The organism is Pantoea sp. B550, from assembly GCF_024158165.1.
Classification (GTDB): Bacteria; Pseudomonadota; Gammaproteobacteria; order Enterobacterales; family Enterobacteriaceae; genus Pantoea; species Pantoea alfalfae.
Window position 1 is genome coordinate 2,314,696 of the sequence record NZ_JAMYXI010000003.1, and the last position, 23,309, is coordinate 2,338,004.

18 protein-coding genes and 1 pseudogene are annotated in these 23,309 nt (G+C 55.9%); 9 read left to right on the plus strand and 10 right to left on the minus strand.

Annotated features, from left to right (window positions below):
• Positions 1-5: 5 nt before the first annotated feature.
• Positions 6-1,415, minus strand: a complete 1,410-nt coding sequence (locus NIM72_RS13775) for an MFS transporter (protein ID WP_161733590.1) — start codon at positions 1,413-1,415, stop codon at positions 6-8.
• Between the two features lie 394 nt (positions 1,416-1,809).
• Here NIM72_RS13775 and NIM72_RS21540 point away from each other — a divergent pair.
• A pseudogene (locus tag NIM72_RS21540) lies at positions 1,810-1,911 on the plus strand (hypothetical protein); the annotation flags it as partial.
• A gap of 81 nt (positions 1,912-1,992) precedes the next feature.
• On the opposite strand, the gene abgT reads toward NIM72_RS21540, so the two are convergent.
• The 3 genes from abgT to NIM72_RS13790 all read right to left on the minus strand — a co-directional run bounded on the left by abgT (position 1,993) and on the right by NIM72_RS13790 (position 6,423).
• Positions 1,993-3,510: a p-aminobenzoyl-glutamate transporter gene (gene abgT, locus NIM72_RS13780; protein WP_253420774.1), complete on the minus strand. Its 1,518-nt coding sequence runs from the start codon at positions 3,508-3,510 to the stop codon at positions 1,993-1,995.
• 160 nt (positions 3,511-3,670) lie between these two features.
• Positions 3,671-5,113, minus strand: a complete 1,443-nt coding sequence (locus NIM72_RS13785) for a M20 family metallopeptidase (RefSeq protein WP_253420777.1) — start codon at positions 5,111-5,113, stop codon at positions 3,671-3,673.
• Positions 5,110-6,423 (minus strand): amidohydrolase, encoded by a 1,314-nt coding sequence (locus tag NIM72_RS13790; RefSeq protein WP_222924715.1) that lies wholly within the window; start codon positions 6,421-6,423, stop codon positions 5,110-5,112. The genes NIM72_RS13785 and NIM72_RS13790 overlap by 4 nt, the downstream gene beginning before the upstream one ends.
• Positions 6,424-6,537: 114 nt before the next feature.
• Between NIM72_RS13790 and NIM72_RS13795 the strand changes: the two genes are divergently transcribed.
• On the plus strand, positions 6,538-7,434 hold the full coding sequence (locus NIM72_RS13795) for a LysR family transcriptional regulator (RefSeq protein WP_253420780.1): 897 nt from the start codon (positions 6,538-6,540) through the stop codon (positions 7,432-7,434).
• A gap of 72 nt (positions 7,435-7,506) precedes the next feature.
• Positions 7,507-7,944, plus strand: coding sequence for a VOC family metalloprotein YjdN (gene yjdN, locus NIM72_RS13800; RefSeq protein WP_013359825.1), 438 nt, complete (start codon positions 7,507-7,509; stop codon positions 7,942-7,944).
• Between the two features lie 138 nt (positions 7,945-8,082).
• Here yjdN and NIM72_RS13805 read toward each other — a convergent pair whose 3' ends face one another.
• The 3 genes from NIM72_RS13805 to NIM72_RS13815 all read right to left on the minus strand — a co-directional run bounded on the left by NIM72_RS13805 (position 8,083) and on the right by NIM72_RS13815 (position 11,240).
• Positions 8,083-8,949: a nucleoside-specific channel-forming protein Tsx gene (locus NIM72_RS13805; protein ID WP_161733602.1), complete on the minus strand. Its 867-nt coding sequence runs from the start codon at positions 8,947-8,949 to the stop codon at positions 8,083-8,085.
• 279 nt (positions 8,950-9,228) lie between these two features.
• The gene (locus NIM72_RS13810) at positions 9,229-10,584 is read right to left on the minus strand and encodes a HAMP domain-containing sensor histidine kinase (protein WP_253420783.1); all 1,356 of its coding nucleotides are present in this window, start codon (positions 10,582-10,584) and stop codon (positions 9,229-9,231) included.
• Positions 10,581-11,240, minus strand: a complete 660-nt coding sequence (locus NIM72_RS13815) for a response regulator (RefSeq protein WP_111141873.1) — start codon at positions 11,238-11,240, stop codon at positions 10,581-10,583. Before NIM72_RS13815 ends, NIM72_RS13810 begins: the two co-directional genes overlap by 4 nt.
• A 584-nt stretch (positions 11,241-11,824) precedes the next feature.
• Between NIM72_RS13815 and NIM72_RS13820 the strand changes: the two genes are divergently transcribed.
• From NIM72_RS13820 to NIM72_RS13835, 4 genes are all read left to right on the plus strand, one after another.
• Positions 11,825-12,166, plus strand: a complete 342-nt coding sequence (locus NIM72_RS13820; protein ID WP_161733606.1) for a hypothetical protein — start codon at positions 11,825-11,827, stop codon at positions 12,164-12,166.
• 690 nt (positions 12,167-12,856) lie between these two features.
• On the plus strand, positions 12,857-13,225 hold the full coding sequence (locus NIM72_RS13825) for a helix-turn-helix domain-containing protein (protein WP_013359828.1): 369 nt from the start codon (positions 12,857-12,859) through the stop codon (positions 13,223-13,225).
• Between the two features lie 168 nt (positions 13,226-13,393).
• Positions 13,394-14,290 carry a LysR family transcriptional regulator gene (locus tag NIM72_RS13830; protein WP_253420786.1) on the plus strand — a complete coding sequence of 299 codons (897 nt, stop codon included), beginning with the start codon at positions 13,394-13,396 and terminating at the stop codon, positions 14,288-14,290.
• 110 nt (positions 14,291-14,400) lie between these two features.
• Positions 14,401-15,573 (plus strand): MFS transporter, encoded by a 1,173-nt coding sequence (locus NIM72_RS13835; protein WP_253420789.1) that lies wholly within the window; start codon positions 14,401-14,403, stop codon positions 15,571-15,573.
• 84 nt (positions 15,574-15,657) lie between these two features.
• Here the strand turns inward: NIM72_RS13835 and NIM72_RS13840 are convergent, their stop codons facing one another.
• Both NIM72_RS13840 and NIM72_RS13845 read right to left on the minus strand, forming a co-directional pair.
• The gene (locus tag NIM72_RS13840) at positions 15,658-18,048 is read right to left on the minus strand and encodes a glucose/quinate/shikimate family membrane-bound PQQ-dependent dehydrogenase (RefSeq protein ID WP_253420792.1); all 2,391 of its coding nucleotides are present in this window, start codon (positions 18,046-18,048) and stop codon (positions 15,658-15,660) included.
• 275 nt (positions 18,049-18,323) lie between these two features.
• On the minus strand, positions 18,324-18,923 hold the full coding sequence (locus NIM72_RS13845) for a hypothetical protein (RefSeq protein WP_033781586.1): 600 nt from the start codon (positions 18,921-18,923) through the stop codon (positions 18,324-18,326).
• Positions 18,924-19,324: 401 nt separating this feature from the next.
• Between NIM72_RS13845 and NIM72_RS13850 the strand changes: the two genes are divergently transcribed.
• Positions 19,325-20,566, plus strand: a complete 1,242-nt coding sequence (locus tag NIM72_RS13850; RefSeq protein ID WP_222924710.1) for an MFS transporter — start codon at positions 19,325-19,327, stop codon at positions 20,564-20,566.
• Between the two features lie 422 nt (positions 20,567-20,988).
• Here NIM72_RS13850 and NIM72_RS13855 read toward each other — a convergent pair whose 3' ends face one another.
• Positions 20,989-22,146 (minus strand): Gfo/Idh/MocA family protein, encoded by a 1,158-nt coding sequence (locus NIM72_RS13855; RefSeq protein ID WP_161736363.1) that lies wholly within the window; start codon positions 22,144-22,146, stop codon positions 20,989-20,991.
• Positions 22,147-22,415: 269 nt separating this feature from the next.
• Between NIM72_RS13855 and NIM72_RS13860 the strand changes: the two genes are divergently transcribed.
• Positions 22,416-23,300, plus strand: a complete 885-nt coding sequence (locus tag NIM72_RS13860) for a BadF/BadG/BcrA/BcrD ATPase family protein (RefSeq protein WP_222924709.1) — start codon at positions 22,416-22,418, stop codon at positions 23,298-23,300.
• Positions 23,301-23,309: the final 9 nt, after the last annotated feature.

The window sequence follows — 23,309 nt, forward strand, 5'->3', positions numbered from 1 at the left end:
TTCTTTTAGATATTCTCCAGATCGATTCCGCGCGTTTTCGGCCCGTAAATCCCTACTGACAGCATCACCATCACCATGCTCAGCACGATAAAGGTAATTACACCTGGCGTTCCTGCGTACTGCAATATCATCCCGATGAGAATACTGCTGAAGACCGTTGAGAGGCGGCTGAAAGAGTAGCAGAAGCCGACTGCCCGCGCCCGAATGTGGGTGGGGAAAATCTCGGTCTGATAGGCGTGGAAGCTGAAGGTCAGCCAGGCGTTGGACCAGGTGATCAGGAAGCCGCACAGAATCAGCAATACCGGCTGCGTCTGGAAAGCAAAGAGCGTACCGAACACCACCGTCATCAGCGACGACAGGACGATCTGCCACTTATTCTCCATTTTGTCAGCGTAGCGGCTGCAAATCAGCGATCCCAGCGGATAGGCCAGGGTGATGAAGAAAGCATAGAGCAGGCTGTGCGTCACCGTGGCTCCACGGCCTGACAACAGCGCAGGCAGCCAGTTACCAAAGCCAAAAAAGCCGATTGCCTGAAAAAAATTCATCACCACCAGCATCAGAGTGCGCTTGCGGTAAGCAGGAGACCAGATCTCGCTGAAGCGTCCCTTTCTGGGCAGTTTTGCCGCTGCATCCTCAGCTGAAAACGCGGGTCCGGCCGGGATGCCGCAGCGTTGCTCCATCATCGACAGCACGTCATGTGCCTCCTGATGACGACCCTGCTGCGCCAGCCAGCGTGCTGACTCCGGCAGATTTCTGCGCACCAGCCAGATCACCAGCGAACAGACCGCGCCCGCGATCACTACCCAGCGCCAGCCTTCCAGACTGAGCAGCGTTTGCGGAATCAGCCACCAGGACATCAGCGCCACCGCAGGCACCGACAAAAACTGCACGAAAAAGGAGAAGGCAAAAGCGCGGCTTCGCAGATGGCTCGGCACCCATTCCGACAGGTAAGTATCAATAGTCACCAGCTCGACGCCCAGCCCGATCCCCACCAGAAAGCGGAACAGAATGATCATCTCCGCGCTCTGCTGGAACGCCATCAGCAGCGAAAACAGCCCATACCACAGCAGCGCACACATAAAGGTGAGACGGCGACCAAAGCGGTCAGCGTAGGGGGCCAGCAGGCTGGCCCCGAAAAACAGGCCGAGAAAAGTGGCTGAGGCGAAGGCCGCCTGATCGGAGAAGCCCAGCACGCCTGCCGCACCCGTGTGAAATACGCCGGCCGACAGCAGGCCGGTACTGATGTAGCCGGTTTCAAACAGATCATAAAGCTCAAAAAAGCCGCCCAGCGCCAGCAGCGTAATAAAGCGCCACAATCCGGCGGAGGAGGGCAGCGCATCAACGCGTGCGGCTAAGCTGTTACGGGCCGCCGATGAAGCGTGCATCGGCGGCAGGCTGGTGGAGGAGGTGGTCATGTCAGCGTGAACCTCAGGCAGTGTGGAGACGACTCGCAGCCGGTCGGAGGCTTATTAAAATAGTTAACCGTTAGCAAGCGAAGAAAGAGCAGAATAGTCAATTCATCCGCCAATGCCGAGAGCGTCGTTGCTGACGATTTAGCAACATACGTTGCAGGTTTTGCCATTCATCGCAGATCAACTCCGGCAGTTGTGATCAGGCCAGGATCTGTATGAAACTCAGAGCTGTCTCTCAGCCCGGTAACGCGGTAGCAGGCCCGTATGGATGCAAATGACGTAACTGCGCTAGCATAGCCTTGCTTTGTTACCTCTTCTTCATGGATGCAGAAAAGCTGAGCTGAAGAAGCTGACACAATCAGGGAAAGATAAGGTGTAACGTGAGTTTTTTGACGAGCTGAAAGCATCGCTGAAAGAAGCTGTTGAGATCAAAAACGGTGCCAAAGAGCCAGGTCGTGTTACCCGCTATGCGGTGGCCGACGTGAAGACTATCCGGGCACTCAATCCATGCCCAGATATCCCGCCAGCCGGAAAAGCGAGAAAGCGCCACCGATAATGCCCGCATCGGTGGCACGGTGCCTTAAGGCAATTTCGGCCAGACGCCGGGTCCAATCGGCAGACCCAGCAGATACCACACCAGCAGCAGCGCTATCCAGCTGATAAAGAACACCAGCGGATAGGGGAAGATCAGCACGTAATAGGTGCCGAGCTGCGCATCTTTCTGGTAACGCTGCAAAAAAGCCAGGAACAGCGGCAGAAACGGCGACATCGGTGCCAGCGGCAGCACGGCGGAGTCGGCGATGCGGAAAATCATCTGGGCAAAGGCGGGATGGAAGCCGAGCAGCATAAACATCGGCACGAAGACCGGCGCCAGAATCGACCAGATGGCTGAACCGCTGGCGATAAACATGCAGAGAAACGCCGACAGGAACATCAGGCCGAGAAAAGCGGGCGCGCCGCTGACGCCTGCGCTCTCCAGCACATCAGTCAGCCCGATCGCCATGAATTTGCCCATGTTGCTCCAGTTGAAGAACGCCACGAACTGCGACAGCGGAAACACCATCACGATAAAACCCGCCATGCCCTTCATCGGATCGACCAGCAGCTGCGGGATATCATCCGGACGACGGATCTGCCGGGTGACCACGCCATAAGCAATCGCCACCACAAAGAAGAACAGAATGATGATTGGCACAATGCCCTGAATAAAGGGCGAGGGAATAATGGCGCCGGTAGCGGGATTGCGCAGCGGCGCATGTTCCGGCACCACCAGCAGCGCCATCAGGCCGATAAACAGCAGCGCGGCGATCCCGGCAGCCCGCAGGCCGCGGTTCTCCAGCGGCGTCAGTGCCGCCAGCTTCTCGCCGTTGCCCTGCCACTTTGGCAGGCGCGGCTCGACAAACTTATCGGTCAGCAACGCGCCCACACCCGTCAGCACAATCACCGACGTGGCCATAAAAAACCAGTTATCGATGACGCTGACGTGTACCGTATCGCTGACCGCTTTAGCTGCTTCGGTGCTGATCCCCGAGAGCAGCACATCGGTGGTGACAATCAGCAGGTTGGCGGTAAAGCCAGAGGCCACACCGGCAATCGCGGCCAGCAGGCCCGCCACCGGATGACGGCCCACCGCCAGAAAGATCAGTGCGCCCAGCGGCGGCATCACCACCAGCGCGGCATCCGAGGAGATATGGCTGAAAAAGGCGATAAACAGCACCATGTAGCTGGCATAACGGCGGCTGACGCGTGACGCCATCTTCACCATCAGCGACTGGAGCAGGCCGACCTTTTCCGCCAGTCCGGCACCAATCACCAGCGCCAGAATCGATCCCAGCGGTGTAAAGCTGCTGAAGTTTTTGATGATATTGGGCAGGATCCACTGAATGCCTGCGACGCTCAGCAGGTTATTCACCCGCACGATTTCGCCGTTGCTCGGGTTCTTCACAGCCAGATCCAGCGCGCTGATAATGGCGGTCGCCACCATCAGCACCACGATCAGATAGACAAACAGTAAAAACGGGTTGGGGACTTTATTCCCCACACGCTCGATCCAGCTGAAAAGCCGGCCAGGGCTGCGGTTCCCGGATGTTGCTTCCATGGTATTGATTCTCGTCTTGTGTTCCCCTTATCGGTGGAGGCCCGGTCTGACGCCCGTCGTGATATACAACAGGCGGTGAGTTCAGAGTCGGCTCCGCTGAATCAGGGAAGTGTTTGCACTATTTTTTATAGTGGTCCGCGTCAGAGACACGGCCGTTGGCTCATTCGGCCAGTTTTGTGGGTATGATCCCCGCCGGGATAGGGCAGATATAAGGCTGCGCGGCGCGTACCCGTTCAAACTCGGCCCTGCAGCCAGCCAGTGCCTGCGGATCCGTTAACAGCGTTAACACCGTGGCCGCCATCACTTTACTCGCCAGAAACATCCCCTTATGCCCGATACTGGTGCGACCCTGCGCCACCAGTTGCCAGGTGTGCAGCGGCGTGCCGAAGGTAAAGCAGGGCGCAAAGCACTGTGCGGTCGGCGTTACCCAGCTGACATCGCCGACATCGGTGGAGCCATAAAGCAGCTCACGCGTGACCGCATAGGGCGCAACCTCATCCATAAACAGTTTGTCACCCAGCTGTTCAGCCCAGGCGTGACCGGCTTCACCACCGGTTCGGGCGACATTGAGCCGGGCATTGCGCAGATCGTCATCGGTCAGGGTGGCACGCAGTTCGGCCGCAAACGCGCGCTCTTCGTCGCTGTAGTCGGGCAAACCAAACTGATGCAAATAGCGCTCCATCACCGCCTCCAGCGCGCGATTCGGCACGTAGTCAGAACAGGCTTTGTCTAAACGTACGGTCAGCGTGGTGTCGGTCATCAGCGCTGCACCCCTGGCGATATTGATCACCCGTTCATAAATCGCCTGCGCCTGTGGCAGTTCCGGGGCGCGGATCAGGTAGAGCACCTCCGCATCGGCCTGCACCACGTTCGGCGATACACCGCCGCTGTTGGTGATGGCGTAGTGCAGACGTGCCTCCTGAACAATATGCTCGCGCAGAAAATTGGCCCCGGTATTCATCAGCGTGACGGCATCCAGGGCGCTTCGGCCCAGATGGGGAGAATTGGCCGCGTGCGCCGCAACCCCTTTGAAGCTGAACGCCGCCTGAATATTGGCGAGGGTACGCAGATTGAACATGCCGCTGAACCCCTCCGGATGCCAGGTCACGGCGGCATCAACGTCGTCAAACAGCCCTTCGCGCACCATAAAAGTCTTGCCCGAACCGCCCTCTTCGCCAGGGCAGCCGTAAAAGCGCACCGTGCCACCCGTGTGATGCTGTTCCATCCAGGCTTTCACGGCGCAGGCCGCTGCAACACCTGCCATGCCGAGCAGGTTGTGACCGCAGCCATGGCCGTTGCCGTTGGCTTCCAGCGGTTGTGGCCGGGCGCAGCCCGCCTGCTGACTCAGGCCCGCCAGCGCATCGAACTCGCCAAGGATGGCAATCACCGGCTTGCCGCTGCCCGCACTGGCGATAAACGCCGTATCGATGCCACCCACGCCGCGTTCCACTCTGAATCCCTCTTCTGCCAGCGCATCAGAAAGCAGGGCTGACGAGCGGGTTTCGGCAAAGCGGGTCTCCGGTGTGTCCCAGATGGCGTCGCTGAGCGTGCTGAAACGAAGCTGATGACGATGGATATAGTCGGCAATAAAGTCTTCCATCATCGTGAGCCCCTATACTGCGCCTGGTTCAGCGCCAGGGTGGCCAGCAGTGTGATAGCGTCCGGCATGACCCGCTCGTCAAAGTCGAATTTCGCGTTGTGATGGCCCGCCGCCAGCGCGCAGCCAAAAATAACGTAAGAGGCCTGGCCGCCGCGCTCTTTGACTCGCTCCATCATGTAAGTCGCATCTTCTGACCCTGCCGCCTGCGCTTTACGATCGACCACCGAGTCGAAGATACCGAGCGCGTCTGCCTGCTGATGGATGAAATCGACCCACGGCTGCGTCGGCGTACAGCTGCGCGCGGCACCCATCAGTGAAACCTGCTGCTCAACGCCATACATCGCCGCTGCACCGGCAATCACCCGCAGCGCCTGCTGATAAATATCGTCGTTAACCTGATTGGTCACGCCACGGGTTTCGACTTTCAGCAGGGCGCAGTCGGCCACCACGTTACGGCCGGTTCCGGCCTGCAGCACGCCCACGTTGACCCGCGCCACGCCGCCGCTGTGCTGGGTTAAACCATGCAGCGCCAGCGTTGCCTGTGCGGCGGCCAGCAGGGCATTACGCCCCTCTTCAGGACGACCGCCCGCATGGGCACCGACGCCGGTAAAGTGAACATCCAGCTTGGTAGTGGCGAGGAAGCTGTCGCTGCCGCACACCACTTCGCCTGCCGGTACGCCGGTGCCGATATGAATCGCGGTGAAGCGATCAACGTCATCGACCACGCCCGCCGCCACCATCGCTTTTGCGCCGCGCACACCCTCTTCGGCGGGCTGGAAGATCAGTTTAATCGTACCGCTGAGCTGATCTTTCATCGCCATCAGCACCGAGGCGAGACCCAGCCCGATAGTGGTGTGGCCGTCATGCCCGCAGGCGTGCATCATGCCTGCGTTGCAGGAGGCGAACCCTTCACGTTGCGGCAGATGATCGTCAGCCTGGCTCTCGTTGAGATCCAGGGCATCCATATCGACGCGGAAGCCCATCACCGGGCCGGGACGGCCGGTCTCGAGCGTTGCCACGATGCCGCAGAATCCGCCGGAGAAGTGGCTGATCCACTGCGGCAGCGCGCCCTGTTGCAGCGCGCGCGCTTCCTGCTGCTTCAGCACCGCCTCGTCGGGCAAGCCCATCCGCGCGTCAGCGTCGATGACCTCACGGCCCAGCTTCAGTTGATAACCGAGCTTATGCAGCTCTTCAGCGACTAAGGTGGCGGTGCGGAACTCCAGCCAGCCCGATTCGGCATAGTGATGGAAGTCGCGACGCCACTGTTGCAGCTGTGGCAGCCGGGCGCTGACGTGGTCTGAAAGGGGTTTCATCGGCTCTCTCCTCGTTGTTGATTTTTTATGCACTGTTCCGAATCTACACAATGGTATTGACCGGCATAAGATGCGAATATCTTGTTACTGATAAACAAAGGTTATCGCAAAATTATGTCTGCCAATCTCAAGCTCCATCAGCTGCGCGCCTTCGTTGACGTGGCGCGACAGGGCAGTATCCGGGCGGCAAGCCGTCTTTCCGGGCTGTCACAACCGGCGTTAACCAAAGCGATTCAGGAACTGGAGCGCGAGCTGGGGGCAAAGCTGTTTATCCGCCGTCAGCAGGGCGTAGTGTTAACCAATATCGGTGATAACTTTTTTCGGCATGCCAGCCTGGTGCTGGCAGAGCTGCGGGTCGCCGAAGAGGATATTCAGCAGCGGCTGGGACTGGGTGGCGGTCAGGTGAATATCGGCGTCGGTGGCAGCGTGGCGCGCACCATTATGCCGCAGGTGATTAACCAGTTTCATCGCGAATACCCGCTGGTGAAGGTGCGCATCGTCGAAGGCCAGCTGGTGTCGATGGTGCATGAACTGCGTCAGGGGGCACTCGATTTCACCATTAATACCTACGATCAGAGCCATCTCGATCAGGAGCTGATGTATGAGCGGATGATGGAGCGCGAGTACAAGGTAGTGGTACGCAAAGGCCATCCGCTGGAAAAGGCGCGTTCTCTGGCGGAGTTACAGCAGGCGGACTGGACGATGCCAACGCCTAAAGGCAGTTACTACCGCTTGTTGCACGATCTGTTTGGTGAACGCGGCATGGCACCCAAAATCGTGGTGACCTGTGAAACCTTTATGGCCTGCACCAGCCTGGTGGCGCAAAGCGATTTCATCAGTATTCTGTCGGTCGACGTCATTGACGACCCGATTCTGGGCCGGTCGCTGGTGGCGCTGACGCTCGACGAGCCCTTACCGAAAGCCATCTTCTATCTGATCCAGCGCAAAGACACCGCGCTGACGCCGATGAGCAGTTATATGGCACAACTCTTTCGGCGTTATTGTCAATGAAATCAGGGGGTAAAGTCGATCGTCTACACTATAGAGGTACTGTAAAAATCCACCCGACAAATAGAGGTTACGATGCAAGTCAGTCCTTATCTGTTTCTCTATGGCCGTTGTGAAGAGGCTATCGACTTTTATCTGCAGGCGACCGGGGGAGAGCTGCTCTCTAAAATGAAATTTGGTGATATGCCGGATCAGGGTGAGCAGGTCGGCGATCAGTCTGCCGCGCCGCAGCCGCCAGAAAAGATCATGCATGCCCAGCTGCGTATCGGTGACGGTGAGCTGATGCTGAGCGACGGCAATACTGAGAAGCCGCCCGCGTCTGAACATGCCGGTTATGCGGTCAGCCTTTCCACCACTGATGTCGAAAAGGGTAAAGCCTGGTTTGAGAAACTGTCGGCAGGCGGCAAGGTGACAACTGAGTGGCAGGAGACATTCTGGTCGAATGGATTCGCGATGTTTATCGATAAGTTCAACATTCCATGGCGCATCAACGTTGAGAAGCCGCAGGAATAAACGACGTTCAGATGCAGGACTGAGTGGCTAAACCTGCCTCTCAAAAGTTGGCCTGGAGGAGAGCTGGCCTGGAGGCGTTAATGCCCCAGGCCAGTTCTCCTGTGCAACGGGCGTTTTTTCAGCCGCCCGTCATCATTATCAGAAGTTATAACCCGCTACCAGGTAGTAACCCCAGCCAGTCGATTTCACTTCAAATGGCCCTTTGCCGAAGTTCAGCTCCTGACCATCCGCCCACTGTCCGCCGTTGTGGAAGTAACGCGCCACTGCAGAAATATGCCAGTGATCGTAACCCAGTGACAGAATGTGGCTGGAGGCGATAGAGTTGCTGGTGCGTGATGAACCGCCTTTCTCGTTGAGGTCAGAACCCCAGTCGAAGTTGGTGAAGCCCACATAGCCCAGATTACCGCCCCACAGCGTGGTGATTGGCACGAAGTATTTCACCTTGAAGCGATAGCCATCCCAGCTGTTTTCGTTTGCCGCGCCGTAATTTTCCCACTGATATTTGGCGTAGACGTTCAGCGACAGGCCGACATCGCTGTGCGTATCGATATCGGTGCCCAGACCCATATACCAGGTATTCTGGCGGTTGTCGCTGTTGCGGCCCATATCGTAGATATAGTTATTGGCGAAATACCACTCTTTGAACGGGCCAAAGGCCAGGCTGGTGCCGGTTAGCTTATCGATAGAGAAGCGCGGTTCAATCTCCATAAACATCGGTGAACCGTGGTCGAACACGCCGTTGGCATTGCTGTTGCCCACGCCGAAGAAGTTAGGCACGTCCAGATAGCCGTAGAAATCGAACCACTCTTTCTTCGCAAACGCTTCATATTCCAGATAAACGTCGTTATTAAATTGCGGTCCGAAACGCGTGTGGTAGCTGCCTACCACGTTCACGCTCTGATGCCACCAGTCGGAGACATACTGTGGATCGCTTTCAGCGGCCTGCGCAGCACCACTCAATGAACATGCCAGCACGGCACCTGCTATCAACGTTTTATATTTCATTATTATCAGCCACATGCTTTTGACCGCCGCACACCAGACGCAGTCAGAGAGAAATCGGTCCCTTGATGGGAATGAGGGTTTCACAGCGAATAACAACCCGTTCTTCAGCCCGCGTAGCGTGCCTGTAACAGATCGATAGAAAATAGATTTTGCTCACGTTTGTCAAAAAGTGTTGCATTACAATTCAGCTAAAATGTGACGAACTTCACAATAGCGATGTGGATCGAACGGAACCAGGCAACCGTTTACGTTGTCTGGTTCGTGATCAAACAGGCGGGATCAGGGAAGGGTGACGCGAACCTGCAAACCACAAACAGCACCCTGTGGTGTCAGGCAGTTGGTAAGGGCAACGTGGATCTGATGTTTCTGTGCGACGTTACGCACAATGGAGAGTCCCAGCCCGCTGCCCTGGGCTTTAACGTCAGGCGAACGGGTAAAACGGTCGAACGCGCGTTCGATAAAGGATTCCGGGATGCCCGGTCCGTTATCGACAATATCGACCACCGTTTTGCCCGCCACCCGATGCAGCAGCACATCGACCAGGCTGCCTTCCGGCGTGTGCAACATAGCGTTACCAATCAGGTTGTCGAACAGGCTGCGCAATTCAGAACGGCTGGCCTGCAGACGGTACTGCGTGGAGCCATTAAAGCCGATATCAATGCCGCGTTTGTCCGCCACCACCATCAGCTGCTCAATGCTCTCTTTCAGCAGATCTTCCAGTTCAATATGCTCCACGCTGGACACCACGCTCTGGTCATCCTGGCGTGAGACATTGAGTAACTGTGTGACCAGGTGACGGGTGCGCGTGACGCCCGCTTCCAGCTGGCTGAACTGACGGCTCGCTTCGCCTGGCTGAATATGCTGACGCAGGTTTTCCAGCTGTAACGTCACCGCTGTTACCGGCGTACGCAGCTCATGGGCAGCATCTTCCAGGAACTGACGCTGCGACGACCAGGCGTCACGCAGCTTACTCAGCAGCGAGTTGTAAGCGGCTACCAGCGGCAGGATCTCATCCGGTAAGCCCTCAGGTGAAACATTGTGCGGATGATGTGTCTCCTGCGCCGCAATCTGACGTGAAGCGACCTGCAGATCTCGGGTGATCTTGCGCACCACCAGCCAGATCACCAGCAGCGACAGCGGCATCATCAGGATCATCGGAATGATCGCCGACAGCGCCCGCTTAACCATCGAGGCTTTCATGTAGCTGAGGTTGTGCATCACCTGGATGGTTTTGATCTCGCTGCCGGGCATGCCGGGCCGGGTAAAAATACGCCATTCACAGTCGTCGCACTGACCCACATGCACATCGTGATACCCGCGCTGATTTTGCAGCGGGGCCTGCAACTCCGGCCATGAGCTGGCCCGCAACTGGCCCTGATCGTCCCAGAGCTGGACTACAAAGGCGCTCTTTGCTTTATCCGGCGCGATAAGCATCGGCATCAGGGCGGGCATCTGTTTATTGGTAGACCAGGCATCAGCGATTTTCGCCAGCTGATCGTCCTTCATTGTGCCGACCATATCGCCATAGCAGCTGAAGAAATACCAGGTGACGCCGCCTATCATCAGCAAATGAATGATCAGCAGCGTAGAGAGAAGTTTGTTGCGTAATGACCGCATAAAGGTGAAAGGTTTCATATTGCCGGAACCCGCCAGCCCAGTCCGCGCACGTTACGGATCACGTCGTTGTCGAGCTTACGACGCATCCCGTGGATCAGCACATCGACCGCGTTGCTGCTGACTTCATCGCCCCAGCCGTAAATGCGGTTTTCCAGCTGCTCGCGCGACAAGATGGCACCTGGCCGCTCCAGCAGGGCATAGAGCAGGGCATATTCCCGCGCAGTCAGCTGCTCGCGCTGTCCTTTGTAGAGTACCTCGCGGGTCATCATATCCAGCTGGACATCACCGCTGCCCAGCACCGAGTCTGCTGCGCCGTGGCTGCGTCGGGTAATGGCGCGCATCCGGGCCATGACTTCCTGGAGATCGAACGGCTTAAGCAGGTAGTCATCCGCCCCGCTGTCGAGTCCCTGTATCCGCTGCGCCACCGTGTCGCGTGCGGTAAGAATCAGCACTGGCGTGGCATCGCCGCGCCCGCGCGCCCGGCGCAGCACCTGCAGACCGTCATCGCGCGGTAAGCCGAGATCGAGCAGCACGCAGCTGTAGCCGCCTTCGCTCCAGGCATTCTGGGCATAGACGCCATCGCGCACCCAATCTACCGACCAGCCCGCGCCCTCCAGTGCCTGCTGCAGGTTCGCGCCGATCATTTCATCATCTTCAACCAGTAACACGCGCATGGCTGATCTCCTCTGCAAAGATGGGGGGAGAGTTTACTCACCAATTGTTAGGCCAGAATTATCCGCCGTCATACTCCGCACTGTGGCGGCGCTGGCTGCATCTGCAGTGCTCAATCAGAACCCTACCCGCATTCTTCAAATTAAACGAGAATAAAACTAATGGCTTAGGGGTGAAAATGTTGATGCTTTCAGGAATAAGTAAACGCTATCCTGAATCTGCAGGAATTATGTAACTACACCATTATATGAATAATACGTGTTAAAAATAATTGTTATTCGATAGAGGCTTCACTTCCGCTAATCTGACAATGAATAGGAAATGTTAAAATTATGCAATGAAAATTAACTCTGCGAATGAATTGTGCTAACTGTCACAAAATCACATAAATATTAAAAAGTTTATTAAGACTAATAAGCATAAAAAATCTCATAACTATATTTTTCTGTCAATCTGTTTGATATGATTCGTTTTTCTAAATTTCGGCAAGGATAATAACTATTTGCTCATAGGAATATCAATTGATATAAACGTGCTGGCAATAGAGTTTGCTATCAATAGATAAAGAACAGAAGGAGTTTGTTAAATGAAGAACTTAGAAAATAATCAATGGCTTTTAGTTACTGGTGCAAGCGGTGCATATGACCCTGCTTATGCCGGAGCGTCTTCTCATGCTAGCCAGCATGGTAATAAGTCGGGTGGTTCCAGTAATCTATTTGGGCCGAGTAATGGCGTAGTACAGGTCGTGGCTGCTCATCCTGAAATTGCGGACTGCCTCAATGGTATTCTGGGCGGGATGATTGCTGGTTCAGCAGGTGGGCCGGGCTCAGCTGTGGCAAGTGCCATTGGGGGTGGTATCGGTTCATGTTTTAATAATTCTGGAAACAGCAATGCTGGGAATAGTTTTGGTGGGCAATGTACCTGGTGAAGTTAGTCTCCACGACTAATGACAGCTGAGGGTCTTATGCAAAAAATAGTCTGTTATCTATCTATACTAAGCAGCATATTAGTAGGCGCAATGTTTTTGAGTGGCGCAGGCGTCTCCTATATAGGCTGGTATGCTATGCCAGAAAATGCATCAAAAATGGTGGTTACAATCGCTACATTGACTACGTTTGTTAAAACTGCCATTTCTTTGTGTTCATGGTTTTTCAGTACATCTGGCAGCAGTAAAAAAACTTAAGCGTGGATATTAAATCTGCAGGGGCTTCGGCCCCTGTGATTATTTAACAAAATCAGTAGAGCAGGAGGCTAATACATTTCACCTGGAACTATAAATGGTTCAACAGCGATGCTTTAACAGGATTTGCTCAGAAATAGAGGATTTGTGTGTTGAGCAGAAATTTATTGATAACGTAAAATTTTAGATGCTCCCAGGAACTCATCACCACATCACATCCCGCATAAAAAAATCTCCTGGCTGACTCAGTTTTTTGAAAACATCTCACCTCTTTTTCTTCAACGATCTCACGACTGATTCCCCCCAAAGCCCCGCAGGCCGCGCCTTTCCGCTCCCGTTTCAGCCGTTGCTAATTCTGCGCTAATTTTCTGCTAATTAAGGGATAAATTTTAGCGGGTAGAGTGGCTCCACTGCACATCAGCATCAACAGGAGGAACCATGAATCAGCGCGAGTTTATTCGGAGTTTGCTGGACTGGATTGAGAACAACTTAGGACACGATCTGCATCTGGATGAGGTGGCACGCCGCTCGGGCTATTCGCGCTGGCATCTGCAACGCCTGTTTCGTCAGCATACCGGCTTTTCACTGGCAGAATATATCCGCCAGCGTCGCTTAACCGAGTCTGCACTCAGTCTGCTAAGCAGCAACGAAGCGATATTACAGGTGGCGATGAATTACGGCTTCGATACCCAGCAGGCCTATACCCGCACCTTTAAAAACTACTTTATGATGACGCCAGGCCAGTTGCGCCGTCAGCGTCGCGTCGAGCCGGATCGGTTGCTGTTCCCTCTGGCGATGGCCAGCTGATGCCTGATAAGGCCTTCCCGACATCGCACACAGACGGGAAGGTCGGCCCGCGCTCTGCGCCGCTCTTCTCCTGAACTTCGCCTCGCTTTTTTTGCCGGTCAGCCACAGCGATCCCGCCCGAACATGTTAGTTTGTTGCCAGCCCCCCTTACTGCCGGAGTCGGGAAACATGGAAAATGGCGCGAACTTAACCGCCATGCTGGTATTTGCACGGGTTGTGGAATTACAGAGTTTCAGCGAGGCGGCACGCGCACTTGGCCTGTCCAAATCTCACGTCAGCCGGGAAATTGCCCGTCTGGAGCTGCGGCTCGGTATCCGGCTGCTGCAGCGTACTACCCGGCGGCTGGCACTGACTGAGCTGGGTCAGGCTTACTATCCTTACTGTGTGAGGATGCTGGCTGAAGTGCAGCGCGCCGAGGCGTTTGTGCAGCAGGTGCATCAGCAGCCCACTGGGCATGTCAGGCTACAGGCGCCCGTCACTTTTGGCTGCCAGTGCGTGGTTCCCGTTCTCAATCGTTTTCTGCGCCGCCATCTGCATATTAACGTCGATCTCGATCTGACCGATCGCAATCACGATCGGCTGGACGATCAGGTCGATCTGGCGATTGTGATCCGATCCCGATCGCCGCAGCAGGGCAATTTCCGGGTACTGAGCGATATCGAGTGGGGACTTTATGCCGCGCCCGCTTACCTGGCGCAGCGACCCGCCATCACGCATCCTGAGATGTTGCCGCGCCACGACCTGCTGCTGTTTCATGGTCCGGCGCACACCGCCGCACTGCCGTTCCGCCGCGATAAACAGCGGCTGGCACTGGACGTGCGCAGCCGCTTTCGCGCCAATAACAGCATGGCGCTGCTCAATGCCGCACTGGCGGGCAGCGGTATCGCCTATCTTCCGTCCTACATGGCACAGGAGGCGATTGCGCGTGGCGACATTCAGCAACTGCTGCCGGAGTGGCAGATGGATCGCCTGCAAAGCTATCTGCTGCTGCACAACACGCCTGAACCGGCGTCACCGGTGACACTGCTGTGCGATACCCTGATTACGGCGCTGAATCCGAACTGATTGTTGCCTGCTGACAACAATCAGCGCCACAAAGTAACTATCCTGCGATGACTGTTGTTCATCCGCTACGCCGGTTAGCCTGTATCCCTGATCATTCAACGGATATTTACATGCAACAGTTACCCGAAACGGCAGAGTTTCAGCACTGGCGACGTAACTTAGCGGTCTGCGTCGTCGGCTCTTTTACCACCATCGTGGCGATGACGCTGCTGCTGCCATTTCTGCCGCTCTATGTGCAGCAACTGGGCGTTGAGCAGCCCGCGGCCATCGCCCGCTGGTCCGGGCTGGCCTATGGCGCGACCTTTTTCAGCGCCGCGCTGACTGCGCCGCTGTGGGGCAGGCTGGCTGATCGCTACGGTCGTAAGCTGATGCTGATCCGGGCCAGCCTGGGAATGGCGATTGCGATGTCGCTGATTGGCATGGCAACCGCGCCGTGGCAGCTGGTGGCGCTGCGGCTGCTGGCCGGGCTGCTGGGTGGCTACGCATCGGGATCGACCATTCTGGTGGCGGCGCAGACGCCAAAAGCGCAGACCGGCTGGGCGCTGGGCATCCTGTCATCCGGTATTATGGCAGGCAACGTAGTGGGACCGCTGCTGGGTGGCGCTTTACCGCCGCTGATCGGCATTCGTCAGACATTCTGGCTGACCGGTGCGGTCATCTTTCTCGCCTTCCTCGCGACCACCTTTTTACTCAAAGAGCAGCCACGTGCTGCTGCGACGTCGCGTGCCAGCCAGCAACCGCATCCTGAAGCAGAACCGGTGAATCACACACTGGTGCGGCTGATGTGGCTCTCCGGCATGTTGCTGATCTTCGCCAGCATGTCGATTGAACCCATTATTACGCTTTACGTGGGCGAGTTCGTGCAGGGTGACCATCAAATCACGATGATCGCCGGCCTGGTGATGTCTGCGGCGGCGCTGGGCACGGTGCTGGCAGCACCCCGACTGGGTCGTCTGGCCGATCGGGTAGGGCACTGGCGGGTTCTGACCGGCGGATTACTGGTCAGTGGGCTGTTGCTGATCCCCCAGGCGTTTATCACAGCGGCCTGGCAACTGGTGCTGCTGCGTTTTCTGATGGGGATGGCGCTGGGCGGATTGATGCCGTGCATTACGGCGATAATCCGTCATAACGTGCCCGGTTCACAGGTCGGGCGGATGCTGGGGTATTCGACGTCGGCGCAGTATATCGGCCAGGTCAGCGGTCCGTTGTTCGGTGGGCTGATAGGTGGGACGTTCGGGATGCGGCCAGTGTTTCTGGCAACCTGTGTAGTGATGCTGTTTTGAGCGTGGCTCAACTGGCGTGAGATGAAAAAATAGCGCAAAAAAGGCGGACCGGAGTCCGCCTTAGGCTATTCACAGCGTCGTGAATTATTTCTGGTCTGGCAGTGCGTAAGCAATCACATAATCGCCCAGCTTAGTACCAAACGAACCGTGACCGCCTGCCGCGATGACAACGTACTGCTTGCCATCTACTTCATAGGTCATTGGGGTCGCCTGGCCGCCTGCTGGCAGACGTGCCTGCCACAGCAGCTCGCCGGTATCGGTGCTGAACGCACGCAGGTAGTTATCTGCGGTCGCGCCAATGAAGAACACCTTACCAGCGGTGGTGACAGGACCACCCAGCATCGGCATACCCATTTTGAACGGCAGCGGAACCGGCGCGCTATCGCGAACGGTACCGATACGCTGTTTCCACACTACGTCGTTGGTCTTCAGATCCACCGCGGAGATGTAACCCCAGGCAGGCTGTTTACATGGCAGACCAAACGGTGACAGGAACGGATTCAGCTCGACGCCATATGGCACGCCATACTGTGGCTGAATACCGGTTTCCGTACCTGAACCACCCTCTGCGCCTTTCGGCGGCTCAATCGGATTGCCCGGGCCACGTGGAATCAGCTTCGAGACAAACGGCAGCGCCATTGGGTTAGCAATCGCAATCTGACGATGTGGATCGACGGCAATACCGCCCCATTCGAACATACCGAGATTACCCGGGAACACCAGCGTGCCCTGCTCTGATGGCGGGGTGAACGGACCTTCATAGCGCAGGCGCTTGAAGATCACGCGGCACACCAGCTGGTCGAACATCGTCGCGCCCCACATGTCCTTGTCCGTCAGGTTCTGTTTCGGACGGAAGGTCAGCTCAGAGTAGGGCTGAGTAGCGGCAACGTGGTCGCCTTTTGCAGCACCCTGTGGCACTGGCGTTTCTGGCGCAGGGACCACTGGCTTGCCGGTACGGCGATCCAGGACAAAGATGTTGCCGGTTTTCGCTGGCGCGTAAACCACCGGTACGGTGTTGCCATCTTTATCGGTGATGTCAGCCAGGGTCGGCTGCGACGGCAGATCCATATCCCACAGGTCGTGATGCACAGTCTGATAAGACCAGACCAGCTTACCGGTGGTGGCATTCAGAGCCAGCACGCTGCTCGCATAGCGTTCCTGCTCTGGAGTGCGGTTACCGCCCCAGATATCCGGTGTGGTCACGCCCATTGGCAGATAAACGGTATCCAGTTTCGGATCGTAAACTGCCGGTGCCCATGAATTCGGTGAGTTCATGGTGAAGGTGTGTTCATCAGCCGGAATGGCATTTGGGTCTTTCGCGCCTGGATCAAATACCCACAGCAGTTTGCCGGTATTCACATCAAAACCACGGATCACGCCTGACGGCTCGCGGGTTGAGAAGTTATCGGTTACTGCACCGGCCATTACGATGGTGGTATTGGTAATGATTGGCGGCGAGGTCGGCTCATACATACCCGCAGTCGTAACAGGCTGTTTGTGTTGCAGATCCAGCTCGCCATTGACGCCAAATGTCGGGCAACGTTCGCCGGTCTCTGCGTCCAGCGCAAACAGACGACCATCGTTGACAGGCAGATAGATACGACGAGAGCAGAGAGCAGGCTGCGTATTCGCTGCATCGGCTGCTGCCGGCACTTCGTGGTAAGAAACACCGCGACAGGTCACGTGCTGGAAGGTTGGATTCACCTTCATGCCCGGATCAAATTTCCACTTCTGCTTACCGGTGGCCGCATCCAGCGCAAACAGAATCTGGTGTGGCGAACAGAGGTAAAGCGTGTCGCGGATTTTAATCGGGGTGACTTCATCGGTGATTTCACCTGGGTCGTCAGGCCCTTTCATGTCGCCCGTCTGGAACTGCCAGGCAACCTGCAACTCTTTCACGTTCTGGAGGTTAATCTGCTTCAGCGGCGAGAAACGGGTTCCCTGCTGATCGCGCGCATAAGCGGGCCAGTCAGCATCAGGAATGTTACTCAGCGGCGCAGCCTGCGGGGCGTTGTCAGCGGTTTCTGGCACTGAACCGTTTATCACCTGCGGATCGTTAAACACCGCATAGGTCAGCACGATAGCACTGGCAACCAGCGCTACAGCCATGGTCCCCAGCGCGGCTTTACTGCCCGCGTTGAAGCTGCGATAAACAAACGGCAGGATCAGCCAGACACCAAAAATCACCAGCACATCGGTGCGCGGTGCCAGTGCCCAGAAGTCTGTACCCACTTCCCATACACCCCAGATCAGGGTGCCGATCAGCAGTAGCGCATAGAGAACCAGCGCGGTGCTTTTGCGACGGGAAAGCAGATAGGCGGTGATAAGCATCACCACACCGCCGAAAACGTAATACCAGGAACCACCAATGGCGGCTAACCAGCCACCGCCAATCAGCATAAACGCGCCCGTCAGTACTGCGAACAGCACTGTCAGGAAACGAATTACGCCAAAAGATGAGGAGTTTTTCCCCATAATATCGACCTCGTTTCGTTGCCATAAAACACACGAAAACAACCAGATAGGCTGTTTCCAGTTATCAAGTACAAATGATTAGGGTGTTCTGAAGTATCTCTTCCGTTAAGACAGACGGTCCCTTTGTGTTAAATGTTATAGCAAAATCAGATCAAGATTTGATTTTTTTAGCTTAAATCGCTTAACAACCGGAATAATACGACATTTTATGGGGGATTAAAGGACGTTAAGCGCACCGCCGTGTGCCCTTAACGCCGGAAGGCAGGATTTGTGAATCAGCAGCTAATAAGATCGCCATCCGAGCGTTGCTGTTGCCAGCCGCTGATATTTATCTCAGCAAACTGCTCAGCCGTTAAAGTCGGCGTATGACTTCGTACGATGACCTCTGCCCCTTTTTCACGAAATGTCGCCATAAAAAAGGGAAAGGTAAATTTTTCATAATTGTCATTAAAGAACGCTTCGTTTAAAACAATCCCTGAAAAAGGGAAAGATTCCAGCAGTCGCCAGTCTGCTCCCGGCGGCGCAAAATCATAAAGCCAGAAATCAAATTTCTTAGTTAATTCAAGTAGTGGCGCATAATGTGCCGCTAAACTGGAATAATTAATTCCAATCCGGATTCGCCCATTCTGTAAATGTGAATAAGCGTCCGGTACCGCAATCATTCCCCGTAATCGCATATCATCGATGGGAATAATCATTAATGCTGCTTCAGTGGCAATTTGATTGTGTAATGAAATAATGTTGTTTGTATTAAGTGTATTTCTGCTTTCCTGATTTTGCTGAAGATAAGGCACGCTATAGCAAATGCCAGAGACATTACGCTTAACGTGATGGATAGGTTCAGTAACATAGGGGTTATATAAACTGTTTTTCATTATCTCTATGAAATGCAATAAAAAAGGATTTGTTGATAATTGATTATATAAAAAGTCGCATTTTTTTAAACGCGTGAATAAATATAGATCATCTGCTTAATCCAAATCATCCTTTTGTTGCCTGCGAAAGTAAATAAACCCATTAGCAAAGAGAACATAATTCCTTTGGCGTCTGATGATGTGCTGGAATATATTCAATAGTCGGGACCAATAGGCTGGTAATAGTCAGGAGAGGTCGGATGCGCCTGTGCCGGACAGGTATGCGTTTTGTTGTGCAGAGAGCCAGGGCTGGAGCCGCAGCCATTCAGGTCTCATCCGGTCTGTTAATTTAACATCATCAATAACCACACCAATAACACCGCGCAACGATGCGGGCTTCCTCACCTGATTTGGGATAAGACATGGGATTTATGGCATCAACAGCAGAAGAGTCGCTGTGGCGACATCGGACATTTGTCGCGTTCTGGCTGGCGCGCACCTGCTCATCATTTGGTTTTCAGATGTTCTCGGTGGCAATCAGCTGGCAGATCTATGCGCTGACCAACAGCGCAATGGCGTTGGGGATGATTGGCCTGATGCAGTTTCTGCCGTCGGTATTGCTGGCGCTACCTGCAGGTCATCTTGCGGATCAATATGACCGGCGGCGCATTGTGCTGCTGGGGCAGCTGGTGGAATTTGCTGCGCTGGTGGCATTAGTGGTGCTTACCTTATTCCATACCGCTGACAAGACCGCGCTGTGGGGACTGGTGTTTATGATTGCGGTGGCGAAGGCGCTGGAGTGGCCTGCAATGTCCTCAATGCTGCCGTCGCTGGTGCCGCCTTCGATTCTGGCGCGCGCCATGGCGATGAACTCAGTAGGGGGCCAGGCGGCGGTGATTGTCGGGCCGACCATGGGCGGGCTGCTTTATGTTGCCGGGCCGCATGTCGTATATGGCGTTTCCGGACTGTTTTATCTGATTTCGCTGACGCTGGTGAGTCTGCTGCGCTATGAGCGTCCGGTGCAGGCTCGTCTGCCAATGAATATGAAGAATCTGTTTGCCGGGATTCACTTTATCCGTGAGCGCAAGGATGTGCTTGGGGTGATTTCGCTCGATCTGTTTGCGGTGCTGCTGGGTGGCGCGACGGCACTGTTGCCGATTTTTGCCAAAGATATTCTGCATACCGGGCCGTGGGGATTGGGAATGTTGCGCGGTGCGCCGTCGGTGGGCGCCTTGCTGGTCGGCATCTGGCTGAGCCGTCACAAGCTGGACAAGCATGTCGGGATGATTATGTTTGGCTCGGTGGCGGGATTTGGCGTTGCCACATTGGTGTTCGCGCTGTCCACGCAGCTGTGGCTGTCGCTGATTGCCCTCTGTGCGCTGGGGGGCTTTGATATGGTGAGTATGGTGATCCGGGGTGCGCTGGTGCAACTGGATACGCCGGATGCTATGCGGGGACGGGTGAATGCGGTTAACGCGATTTTTATCAATACGTCGAATCAGCTGGGCGAGTTTGAGTCTGGGTTGCTGGCAGCCTGGATGGGAGCGGCACCCGCGGCAGCGATTGGCGGCATCGGTACGCTGATTGTGGTGGCGTTGTGGATGACGTTGTTTCCGCATCTGCGGCGGCGTCAGAAGCTGGAGAATGAGGTGGATCCGGTTTAGGACTGGCGTCGGGGCTGGTTGGATTGGCTGAGGGGATTTGTGCGGTTATGGACTGCGGTGCACGCTCAGCGCGGGCCATCCCTGGCCCGCTATGCTCTGCTACAGGCGTATGCTCCCATCGCTTTGAGTCTGCTCGTCGCCTCAGGCTGTGGAGCAGGTAGGTGAGGATGATTGGGTCACTGGAGGGAATTGTGCGGTTGTTGAATTGCGCGCAGGCGTATGTCCCCATCGCTTTAAGAATGCAAGTAGCCTCAGGCTGGAGAGAAGGGAAAAGACGTTGGCTGAGCGTTGGACAGAGTTATTACGGTGGCGCTCACCATCAATAATGTCACTGGCCCGAAGGCCAGTACAGGAAGTTACCAGTCATACTGCCATTCAAAACCCGGAGTCAGAGGGGGTGTCTGACCCGCAGGATGGGCCCATCAGGTCCCGGTTTTTCCCAGGTTGGCGTCAAATGTTAGCCAGCTTTCACGCATGTCCACAACGCTGCGGGTTTTGCGCGCCTCATCGATTTTTATGGCGGTGAGGCCCGCTTCCAGCGCGTCCACCACTGAAACTTTCAGCGGTGTTCCCTGTTTAATATGTTTAACAATCTCTTCTGCCATCAGCGCATCTGCGCCGTAGTGACCGTCATACGCATTGCCGCTGTAGGCGGTATCGACCTCTTTTTCACCGCTGCGCGCGTTATGTACGCGGAAGTAGTTTCGTACAAAGTCGCCTTCTGCCATGCCGTCCGTGCCCATCACACAGAAACGGCGGAACTCATCCGGAACGTTCAGGTTGGCATGGAAAGCCAGCGTCGCGCCGCCTTCGTACTCAATCAGGGCGGTCTGGTAGTCAACAATATCGGCGTCGCTGTCGAAGACCGCATCGGTGCTCGACCAGCCACTAGGCTTCACGTGATAAAGCTCTGACTCAGCGGTGATCGCTCCCTGTGGTGCATGCGCCGGGGTAAAGGATTTCCGGCCACCAAAGCTGGCGACGCGGATCGGACGCTCCTGCAACAGGCCCTGATAGAGGTCGATATCGTGGCAGCACTTCTCCAGAATGTACGGACCGGCATACTTCTCCAGACGCCGCCAGTCACGCTGGAAGAATGCGCCGTGGTAAGGCTTGATATGTTCCGTCGCCTCAATCGAGGTGATCTCACCCAACTGGCCCGCATCGCGTGCCGCCAGCAGATCGTGATAGAGTGGGGAGTAGCGCAGCACCAGGCCGACCAGAATGCGCGCTTCGCCATACTGACGCACCAGCTTCGCCATCTCCATGGTCTGCTCTTCATTGATCACCACCGGCTTTTCGGTAAACACCGTGTAACCCGCTGCCAGCGCCTGACCCACATGCTCCAGATGCAGAAAGTTGGGAGAGCCCACCAGCACCACATCCATTCCGCCGTGCTCCAGCAGCGCGTCGATGGACGCAAAGGCCTGGCCGGGCGCGATACCAAAACTGTGCAGATTAGGCAGTCCGGCGGGTGCCGGATCGTAATAACCCACTACCGAGAAGGCGTCGTCGGCTTTGCTGAACTCTTTGATCACGTGGGACAGTCGAAAGCCGAGACCGATAATGCCTACTTTCATGTTAAACCCCTGCTCCTGAAATCGCATGATGCATAGCCCGCCTGTGATCGGGCGCGCCTGTTGATAATCTGACCACCAACTTATTACGACAGAAAAACTAATGTCAATAACGCACTGCGCGTTTTGCGAGGTGGTTTTTGTTATCGTTATGTAAATTAAGAATAAAATTCAGATATGATTTTGCTATATTTATTTGTTATTGCGATTTAAGTTTTTTTATCCTATCGTTCGCTCATTATGGCTATAACCCAAAATCGGGAAGGAAGCGCGTGCAACCACACTATCTTCTTGGCATTGATGGCGGCGGTACACAGTGTCGCGCGCGGTTAACCGACCTGCAGGGCCACGTGCTGGCGGAAGCCACTGGCGGGCCAGCCAACGTCTGGTCAGACTATGACGCGGCGCTGACCTGTGTCGGACAACTGATTGACCGGGTATTGTCACAGGCGGGATTAGCCCCGGAGGCGCTAACGCAGACCGCGCTGGTGGCCGGATTAGCGGGTGCGAATGTCGCCTCGGTGCAGGCGCGGCTCGCCAGCTGGCAGCCCGCCTGCGCGGCGTTACAGGTGGTCAGCGATGTGGAGATCGCCTGTGCGGGTGCGCATGGTGGCGCTCCTGGCGCTGTCTTTATCATCGGCACAGGTAGTCAGGGCGCGGCCTGGGATGGCGAACGCTTTACGCTGCTTGGCGGCTGGGGCTTTGCCCTGTCTGACCAGGGCTCGGGCGCAGAACTGGGCCGTCGTGCGCTGCGTCTGGCGCTGCTGGCCCATGAGTCAATTATTATGCCGACTGCCTTTACCCGGCAGTTGATGGCGCAATTCAGTGACAGCCCGGAAACGATGCTGCTCTGGACGCGCTCAGCGACGCCTGCTGACTGGGCACGCGTGGTGCCACAGGTTTTTGCGGCCGCCGACGCGGGCGATGGTCACGCTCAGGATCTGCTGCATCAGACCGCAGCAGATATCGGTCTGATGGTCTGCCGTCTGATTGCGTTGAGCAGCGGACGGGTGGCGCTGATGGGGGGCGTGGCGACGCCAATACAGCGCTGGCTGGATGACGATATTCAGGCCCGGCTGGTCACGCCGCAGGGCGATGCCCTGAGCGGGGCGCTGATACTGGCGCAGCAGCTGACGCCTGTCCGATACCCGATCTGAAACTGGCTG

Excerpts from the sequence above, each read along its gene's own strand:
- NIM72_RS13775 (WP_161733590.1), bottom strand. The coding sequence starts at position 1,415 with ATGACCACCTCCTCCACCAGCCTGCCGCCGATGCACGCTTCATCGGCG.
- abgT (WP_253420774.1), bottom strand. The coding sequence starts at position 3,510 with ATGGAAGCAACATCCGGGAACCGCAGCCCTGGCCGGCTTTTCAGCTGG.
- NIM72_RS13785 (WP_253420777.1), bottom strand. The coding sequence starts at position 5,113 with ATGATGGAAGACTTTATTGCCGACTATATCCATCGTCATCAGCTTCGT.
- NIM72_RS13790 (WP_222924715.1), bottom strand. The coding sequence starts at position 6,423 with ATGAAACCCCTTTCAGACCACGTCAGCGCCCGGCTGCCACAGCTGCAA.
- NIM72_RS13795 (WP_253420780.1), top strand. The coding sequence starts at position 6,538 with ATGTCTGCCAATCTCAAGCTCCATCAGCTGCGCGCCTTCGTTGACGTG.
- yjdN (WP_013359825.1), top strand. The coding sequence starts at position 7,507 with ATGCAAGTCAGTCCTTATCTGTTTCTCTATGGCCGTTGTGAAGAGGCT.
- NIM72_RS13805 (WP_161733602.1), bottom strand. The coding sequence starts at position 8,949 with ATGAAATATAAAACGTTGATAGCAGGTGCCGTGCTGGCATGTTCATTG.
- NIM72_RS13810 (WP_253420783.1), bottom strand. The coding sequence starts at position 10,584 with ATGAAACCTTTCACCTTTATGCGGTCATTACGCAACAAACTTCTCTCT.
- NIM72_RS13815 (WP_111141873.1), bottom strand. The coding sequence starts at position 11,240 with ATGCGCGTGTTACTGGTTGAAGATGATGAAATGATCGGCGCGAACCTG.
- NIM72_RS13820 (WP_161733606.1), top strand. The coding sequence starts at position 11,825 with ATGAAGAACTTAGAAAATAATCAATGGCTTTTAGTTACTGGTGCAAGC.
- NIM72_RS13825 (WP_013359828.1), top strand. The coding sequence starts at position 12,857 with ATGAATCAGCGCGAGTTTATTCGGAGTTTGCTGGACTGGATTGAGAAC.
- NIM72_RS13830 (WP_253420786.1), top strand. The coding sequence starts at position 13,394 with ATGGAAAATGGCGCGAACTTAACCGCCATGCTGGTATTTGCACGGGTT.
- NIM72_RS13835 (WP_253420789.1), top strand. The coding sequence starts at position 14,401 with ATGCAACAGTTACCCGAAACGGCAGAGTTTCAGCACTGGCGACGTAAC.
- NIM72_RS13840 (WP_253420792.1), bottom strand. The coding sequence starts at position 18,048 with ATGGGGAAAAACTCCTCATCTTTTGGCGTAATTCGTTTCCTGACAGTG.
- NIM72_RS13845 (WP_033781586.1), bottom strand. The coding sequence starts at position 18,923 with ATGAAAAACAGTTTATATAACCCCTATGTTACTGAACCTATCCATCAC.
- NIM72_RS13850 (WP_222924710.1), top strand. The coding sequence starts at position 19,325 with ATGGGATTTATGGCATCAACAGCAGAAGAGTCGCTGTGGCGACATCGG.
- NIM72_RS13855 (WP_161736363.1), bottom strand. The coding sequence starts at position 22,146 with ATGAAAGTAGGCATTATCGGTCTCGGCTTTCGACTGTCCCACGTGATC.